Origin of the sequence: Tardiphaga sp., assembly GCF_041424195.1 — a bacterium.
GTDB lineage: Bacteria > Pseudomonadota > Alphaproteobacteria > Rhizobiales > Xanthobacteraceae > Tardiphaga.
On sequence record NZ_JBGMOE010000134.1, the window covers coordinates 1 to 7413 of the forward strand.

The following is a 7413-nucleotide window of genomic DNA, read 5'->3' on the forward strand; positions in this document are numbered from 1 at the left end:
ATGAAGCCGCCGGCGCCGGTTTCCGGCGAAATTTCGGTGGAGACGGCGCGCATGCCGGTCGGCAGTACGGCGGCCATGAAGCCAGCGCCGTTGGCGCGCACCAGTTTCGGTTCGCGGATCGGCTCGCCGGCAATGAAGGCCGAACGCGCGATGGAGCCGGCGATTTGCGCCGCTGCGTCCGGGCGGCTGTTACGGCTGATGACGTTGGTGCTCGCCGCTGATGCGGGCCAGGACTGCCATTGGACATCGTCGGGACCAAGCGCCTGACCGAGCGCGATATCGGCCTTGGCGACGAGAACGTCGGTTGTCGGGGCTTCGGCGACCTGGGGCGGCGGCGGTGTGTCCGATGTGCTCGCAAGATATAGCGCCACACTGCCAGCGCCGAGTGCAATGGCGAGGACCACAATGCGTGCGGTATTCATACGCTTCACTTTCCACATTACGCCGCGACGCTGCCGCCGCTGTAACGGGAGTTGACCAGTTATTCGTCAAAGCATGGTTAATGAGCGGTATCTAAATCGCGTTAATAGAAAGTTCAGATCCTAGTGAAGTGCGAAGCGCGCCAGGTCGACCGTCCTCACCCAGTCGGTGTCCGGGTAAACGAGCAGTGCGCCGAGGGCGAGGGCAACACCGTAGGGGATGCCGGTTTCCTTGTGATGCAAACGCATCAGCCAGGCCTGACCACCGAGCGCATAGGGCAGCGGCCACTGCCGGAACTGGAGCAACAGCAAGGTCAGCGCGCCGCCGAACAGCGAGGCGTAAACGAGGTAGTTCAGGAGATGGTCGAAGCCGAACCATAGCCCCGCGGCTGCGGCGAGCTTGGCATCGCCGCCGCCGATCCAGCCGAACGCGAAACAGGCGAAAGCGACCACCAGCACGGTCGCCCCGGCGCCGAGATGCGACAGCGCATCGTGAAGACCCATCCCGCCGAAGACCGCCAATATGGCGAAACCCGCCACCAGTAGCAGCGAGATGCGGTTCGAAATGGTCATCGTGAAAAGGTCGCTGATCGACGCATAGGCCATCAGGCCCGGGAACAGCAGGAGGCGCGTTAAATCGAGGATCATGGGTTCAGAAGCCCGTTGCGGCGACGACGGAAAACCTAGCCAGCAGAAATGAACAATCGGACAACAAGAAAGAATTTACCAAACGCTGGCGATCCGAATCGCAACGGCCGCCAGCGCGAGGATCAATGCGACGCAGACCAGGCCGGCAGGGTCACGCAGCGAAAGCTGCAGTCCTTCCAGAACGGAGCGGGGTGTGTCCGGGTGTCTCATACGCAGAACGATCCTGGAGGCCGACGATCAGCAGCGTTCGGAAACAAAAAAGGCTCCGGAAACCGGAGCCTCTGATGCACTCGAAACCGTTGCTTACTTGAGCGACGAGTTGATCGAGGTGAACTTGGCGTTCAGGTTGGTGCCGAGGCCGTTAACGACCGCGATGATGGCCAGCGAGATGCCGGCGGCAATCAGGCCGTATTCGATAGCGGTGGCGCCGGATTCATCCTTGATGAAACGCGAAACGAGGTTCTTCATAATACAAAACTCCATATGTGCACGTGGCTGTCGATCGTGATGCCTGGTCTCCCCGGCGTTCTCAGCACCGTGACCATGAGGGAACACTAGGAGTGGGGAATTGCAGTGCGGTTAATTCGATTGATGAAAGTCGGTCGCATTTGTCTCTTCTTTTGCACGGTAAATACCTACTTAAGACGAGTTTAGAATGACTTGGGTGTGATGACACCGCGCGTGTCCTGCTTGCTTCATCCCTCGTTAAGCATGGCGCGGTAACTCTTGGCCTCCGGATCCGGCGAGGTCGCGATGACTACACTGCCCATGGACATCATGAATATGTTCGGCGAGACCATCATGAAGGTGGTGCCGATCACGCTGGTTCTGGCGGTTGTCTTTACGGTGCTGACGCATTTCTGGGCCTGCAATCCGGGCAAGCACTGGTGGCGCAAGACGGAGATCGTGACCGACGTGGTCTACTGGTTCTTCGTGCCGCTGATCACCCGCGTCGTGCGTATCGGACTGCTCGTGGCCGGCGCTGCCGTCGTCTTCAATATTCACGATGCCGATGAACTGATCGCCTTCTACGACAACGGCCACGGGCCGCTGGCGCAGATGCCGCTCTGGGCACAGGCGATCTTCTTCCTCGTGGTGTCCGACTTCATGCTGTACTGGCTGCACCGGATGTATCACGGCGGCGGCTTCTGGAAATACCACGCGATCCATCACTCGTCGGAAGAGGTGGACTGGATCTCCGCGGCACGGTTTCACCCGGTCAATCTGTTTCTCGGCACCGTCGCCGTCGACGTGCTGCTATTGATGGCCGGTATCTCGCCGAACATCATGCTATGGGTCGGACCGTTCACGACCTTCCACTCGGCTTTCGTCCACGCCAATCTGAACTGGACGCTTGGGCCGTTCAGATATGTGCTGGCGACGCCGGTGTTTCACCGTTGGCACCACACCTCGCTGGAGCGCGGCGGCAACACCAATTTCGCCGGCACGTTTCCGATCTGGGACATCATGTTCGGGACCTTCCGCATGCCGAAGGGTGAACTGCCGGACAATTACGGTGTCGACGGCGAGCCGTTGCCGACCGCATTCACGGGCCAGCTGGCCTATCCGTTCAAGCAGTAGGGCACTCTCTTCTCCCTTCCCACTGCGCAGCTTCGCTGCTTGAGGGAGGAAGCCTCTGGCGCCGGCGCGTCATATCCAAATTTCAAACAGCCTCTGTCCTGAAACATGCGGTCCTGAAAACATGCGCTCGCGATCTCGCGGCGCCCAATGGCGTCCGAGGTGTGAGCATTCCCTTTCGCCCCCAATCAAGAGGGCGCACGGAACGCCGGGTGCCCGATGCACCCCTGGCCCGTGCGCTGGATGCCGTCTTCGGCAAACAAGTGCGCCCAGGATTTCGGAGTCACCGGGAAACAACCCGGCGTTCCGTACGCGGCAGTTTTAACGGCTCGCTTCGCGTCTACCCCTGGTGACCGACCCTGCGGTTGGATCACCACTCCAGGGGACTTCCACGCCGCCGCTCACCCTCTGTACGAGGAGAAAGCCTTGGCGCTGCCCCATGGCGCAAGGCGATGCGCCGGGATAACGCGACTTGGGCCGTACGCAGATGGTGTGGTCGTCAGACCGCTCGGCACAGGCATTCGCTCCGAAGAGCGAAAGGCACCCACACGTCGCGGTCTCGAACACCACCGGCGTCCACCGCATCCCGCCCCGCGTATCGTGACGATCGCGAGCCGCCCCTCTCAGTGAGGCGGGATGGCAAGGAACATAATCCATTTAGGTATATTGTCAATAGTGGGTAGGAAGAATGTTTGCGCTGGGTGAGGAGCCGAGCCCGCCCCACGCTGTCATTGCGGGCTCGGTCCGGCCCGCTTCGCGGTCCGTCCTGCTCCGGAATGACGCGGGGAGGCTGAGCTTCGCAGTCATCCGCCCTATCATTTCCAGTTCCTTCATCAATTAACGGCACATTTGCCATGTCGGGCGCCGGCACCGCTGCGTATCTGCTTTTGTCGGCTTGTATCGTCCCGGAGTACAGGATGTCGTTTCAGTCGAAGCGCGCACGCACGCGCGTGGTTTTAGTGGCCAAGGCCTTGGCAGTCGGGGTCATGTTGTTCCCTGTTGGAGGGCTATCGGCCCCCGCGGACGATCTGATCTCGGTCACTGTCGATCAGGCCAAGCTCGTCAAATTCCCTGACAAGATCGCGACCATCGTGGTCGGTAACCCCTTGATCGCTGACGTGACCCTACAGCCCGGTGGCGTGGTCGTGGTGACCGGCAAGGGCTATGGCGCCACCAATGTGATTGCCATGGATCGCACGGGTGCTGTCCTGATGGATCGGCTGGTCCAGGTCGAAGGTCCGACCGACAAACTCGTCACCGTCTATCGTGGTGTCGAGCGCGAGACTTACACCTGTAAGCCGGAATGTCAGAGGCGGGTGACGCTCGGTGACGGAGACACTTTCTTCAGATCCGCGCTCGGTCAGGCCGGGACTCTCAACACTCAGGCCACGACGGCAGGGAGCGCCGCCAAGCTCAGCAACTGACCTGCGATCTCGGAAACGCGCGAATGACGCCGCATCCCATGCGGTGTGGGCGGAGACATGGTTAACAACGGGCTAACGCATCGAGCCGTCTTGTCTCGATCCGGCGAAACACTTCAACAATCTGTTTCCGATACATCTCGGCGGTAGTTATTTCCCTCCCGCCGAGGCACTGCAGATGCTGCGACCGTTGATTTCGATGGTGACACTCGCCAGGCGGCTGCGCCGTTTCGGCGGCAACAGCAGCGGTTCGGCCGCGGTCGAATTCGCGATGATCGCGCCGGTCTTCTTCGCGTTGATTTTCGCCATCATGGAAACCGGAATGGTGTTTCTGGCGGGACAGGTCCTTGAAACCGGCGTCCAGGATGCTGCGCGGTCGGTCTATACGTGTTCCGCTGCAGCTACAGCCGTCGATTTTAAGACGTCGATCTGCGCGCGCGCATCGGCCCTGATGGATTGCACCAAGCTCGACATCGATGTGCGCTCGTACGATGCCGGCACAGCGATCACGATTTCGGATCCGATCGACGCCAGCGGCAACTATGTGTCGACGAATCTCGTCTACCAGCCGCCAGCCTGTCCGACCAGCAAGACGGTGGTCGTACGCGGCTTCTATCAGTGGCCGCTCTATGTGACCGGCCTCGGCTACAACATCGCCAATATCGGTCGTGGAACGATGAGCAGCAAGCGCCTGCTGGCCGCGACAGCGGCGACCGGACCGCAGTGATGGCAAGGATCGGGACAATGCGCGTGCGTATGGCAGCACTGGCCGCCTGGCGGCAGGCTTTGCTGTTGCGGGACGATGCGAGAGGCGTCTCCGCGGTCGAGTTCGCGATGATTATTCCGCTGATGTTCCTGATGTTCTTCGGCATGCTGGACGTGTCCAACGGTTTTGCCATCGATCGCAAGGTCAGCCAGATTGCACAGGGCATGGCCGATCTGGCCTCGCGCTACACGACGCTCGCGGAAACCGATGTGTCGAACTTCTTCATCATTGGCGACGCGATGCTGACGCCTTACGACAAGACGCAGCTCCAGGTGTCAATCAGCCAAGTGTATATCGATCCGGCGACCAAGACCGCCAAGGTGGTGTGGACGCGCGGCGATTATCCCGCCGGGAAAGATGCGAATGGCAATGTTGTGGTCAGGAAAGTGAAAGACATCGTATCGGTTCCCACCGACCTGATCGTCAAGGACGCCAACGGGAACTATCTGCCGAACCAGTATCTGATCCTCGGCGAGGCCAACTATAAATACGTGCCGACGATCGGCTGGGTCGTGCCGAAGGGCGGGCTCGCATTGGCGGATACGATGTACACGCGACCGCGGCAAACGTCATGCGTCGTGATGGTGACGAGCTGTACGCCGTAGGGTGGTGAGCACACGCTGCGTTTTGTAGTTACAGCGAGCGATCGTCGATCCACTTTCCGGATCATGCTTCAGCAAAAAGGCCGCGCTCAGGAGCGCGGCCTTTTCGTATTCAGTCGATCAACGCGCAAGCACGAAGCTCGCGAGCAATCGTTTAGCCTGCGGCGCGGAGATTGTCGGCCGACGACTTGCCGGAACGACGGTCAGCAACGATTTCGTAGCTGATCTTCTGGCCTTCACGCAGGGTGCCAAGACCGGCACGCTCAACGGCGGAGATGTGAACGAACACGTCGTTGCCGCCATCGTCCGGCTGAATGAAGCCGAAGCCCTTGGTCGCGTTAAACCACTTCACTGTTCCCATGCTCATGGGGGTAGTCCCTTCTCAAGAATATAGTGTAGCCCACGAAACATATGTGGGCTGGTGACATCGAATTTTTGGAAGGGTCGTCAGTCTAGACCGGCTGCACCGGGGGATAGATAATGTCGTCCGGCCGAAAATCGATTAACTCATATTAGGGGAAGCGCCCCCCCAAAACAATCCTGACGCGCACGATTTTTTGATTGCGCACGAATGGTCAGGAACGCTTACCTATCCGCGCATCGCGAGAGAGCGGATGCGCGGATTGGTTGTCGTTACCGTATCAACTGTCGACAGTTTAGGTGCGCGACGCGCTTAACGGCGACGGAACTGACCGCGCGGCGGTGCACCACGCGGAGGACCACCGGGACGCTCGTCCTTGTGGCGGAAAATCAGGCGCCCCTTTTCGAGATCGTAAGGCGACATCTCGATGGTCACGCGATCGCCGGCCAGCGTCTTGATACGGTTCTTCTTCATCTTGCCGGCGGTATAGGCGACGATTTCGTGTCCTGCATCCAACTGCACGCGATAGCGTGCATCGGGGAGGATTTCGGTCACCAGTCCTTCGAACTGGATCAGCTCTTCTTTGGCCATTGTTAGCTCCAGATCGATCGGCTGTTAGCGTGGCCGCTGGGTGCGGTTCGGGGTTGTATTCGGTCGGCTTTCGCGATGCAGGAAGGCAACGCCCTGCATCCCTTCTTTAGTCGTAGTTCCGGCCTGGTTGGCCGGACGTGAGATCGGCTCATGCCGTGCATTCTCGTGTCTCGCATTCTCGTTCCGACCATGGTCGCGGTTCGGTTGCGATGCGCCACCGTTGCCGCCATGAGGGCGACGACGGTTGCGCGCGTTCTTGCCGGGCGCTCCGTCATTGCTGCGTGGTGCGTGCGGGGCGGAGCGACCGTTGCGCTGACCGCCACGGTTCTGGGAAGGCGACGGCCCCACGTCGTTGCGGCCTGGGGTGCGGCGGTCTTCCTTCGGAAGCGAAATGCGGATCAACTTTTCAATATCGCGCAGATACGCCATTTCCTCGCCCGCGCAAAGCGAGATTGCAATGCCTTCGCGTCCCGCGCGTGCGGTACGGCCGATTCGGTGGACATAGGTTTCCGGGATATTCGGCAGGTCGAAATTCACCACATGGGTAATACCGTCGACGTCGATGCCGCGGGCGGCGATGTCGGTGGCCACCAGGGTGCGGATTTCGCCGGTGCGGAACTGGGCGAGCGTGCGCTCGCGGTGGTTCTGCGACTTGTTGCCGTGGATTGCCGCGGCGGCGATGCCGGCGCGCTCGAGGCCCTTCACGACCTTGTCGGCGCCGTGCTTGGTGCGGGTGAACACCAGCGCGCGGTCAACCGTCTCGGTCTTGAGGATCTGGGCGAGGATCGTCGGCTTGGCAGAGTGATCGACCAGCATGATACGCTGGCTGATGCGCTCCACAGTGGAGGCGACCGGGGTCACCGCGACGCGGGCCGGATCCTTGAGCATTGCTTCGGCAAGATCGGCGATGTCCTTGGGCATGGTGGCCGAGAAGAACAGCGTCTGGCGCTTGATCGGCAGCTTGGCGACGACTTTGCGGATGTCGTTGATGAAGCCCATGTCGAGCATGCGGTCGGCTTCGTCGAGC

Annotated in this window: 10 protein-coding genes; 4 read left to right on the forward strand and 6 right to left on the reverse strand. The window is 60.5% G+C overall.

What is annotated here, in order from left to right; translation table 11 throughout:
- From cpaB to ACEK02_RS18130, 3 genes are all read right to left on the reverse strand, one after another.
- A partial coding sequence (gene cpaB / locus ACEK02_RS18120) for a Flp pilus assembly protein CpaB (RefSeq protein WP_371422966.1) occupies positions 1-422 on the reverse strand: 422 nt, incomplete at its 3' end.
- A 120-nt stretch (positions 423-542) separates the two neighbouring features.
- Entirely contained in the window at positions 543-1067 is a 525-nt protein-coding gene (locus tag ACEK02_RS18125) for a prepilin peptidase (protein WP_371422967.1), read from the reverse strand.
- Positions 1068-1370: 303 nt separating this feature from the next.
- The gene (locus ACEK02_RS18130) at positions 1371-1535 is read right to left on the reverse strand and encodes a Flp family type IVb pilin (protein ID WP_371422968.1); all 165 of its coding nucleotides are present in this window, start codon (positions 1533-1535) and stop codon (positions 1371-1373) included.
- 285 nt (positions 1536-1820) lie between these two features.
- Here ACEK02_RS18130 and ACEK02_RS18135 point away from each other — a divergent pair, with 285 nt between their 5' ends.
- The 4 genes from ACEK02_RS18135 (at position 1821) to ACEK02_RS18150 (ending at position 5437) form a co-directional block, all read left to right on the forward strand.
- A complete protein-coding gene (locus tag ACEK02_RS18135) occupies positions 1821-2648 on the forward strand; it encodes a sterol desaturase family protein (protein WP_371422969.1) in 828 nt (275 codons plus the stop codon).
- A 914-nt stretch (positions 2649-3562) separates the two neighbouring features.
- Positions 3563-4069 carry a pilus assembly protein N-terminal domain-containing protein gene (locus tag ACEK02_RS18140; protein WP_371422970.1) on the forward strand — a complete coding sequence of 169 codons (507 nt, stop codon included), beginning with the start codon at positions 3563-3565 and terminating at the stop codon, positions 4067-4069.
- Between the two features lie 175 nt (positions 4070-4244).
- Entirely contained in the window at positions 4245-4793 is a 549-nt protein-coding gene (locus ACEK02_RS18145; protein WP_371422971.1) for a TadE/TadG family type IV pilus assembly protein, read from the forward strand.
- Between the two features lie 17 nt (positions 4794-4810).
- A complete protein-coding gene (locus ACEK02_RS18150) occupies positions 4811-5437 on the forward strand; it encodes a TadE/TadG family type IV pilus assembly protein (RefSeq protein WP_371422972.1) in 627 nt (208 codons plus the stop codon).
- Between the two features lie 151 nt (positions 5438-5588).
- Here the strand turns inward: ACEK02_RS18150 and ACEK02_RS18155 are convergent, their stop codons facing one another.
- The 3 genes from ACEK02_RS18155 to ACEK02_RS18165 form a co-directional block, all read right to left on the reverse strand.
- Positions 5589-5801: a cold-shock protein gene (locus tag ACEK02_RS18155; protein WP_011474122.1), complete on the reverse strand. Its 213-nt coding sequence runs from the start codon at positions 5799-5801 to the stop codon at positions 5589-5591.
- Positions 5802-6107: 306 nt separating this feature from the next.
- Positions 6108-6386 carry a translation initiation factor IF-1 gene (gene infA, locus ACEK02_RS18160; RefSeq protein WP_068733922.1) on the reverse strand — a complete coding sequence of 93 codons (279 nt, stop codon included), beginning with the start codon at positions 6384-6386 and terminating at the stop codon, positions 6108-6110.
- A gap of 24 nt (positions 6387-6410) precedes the next feature.
- On the reverse strand, positions 6411-7413 hold a 1003-nt coding region (locus ACEK02_RS18165), incomplete at its 5' end, for a helicase-related protein (RefSeq protein WP_371422973.1).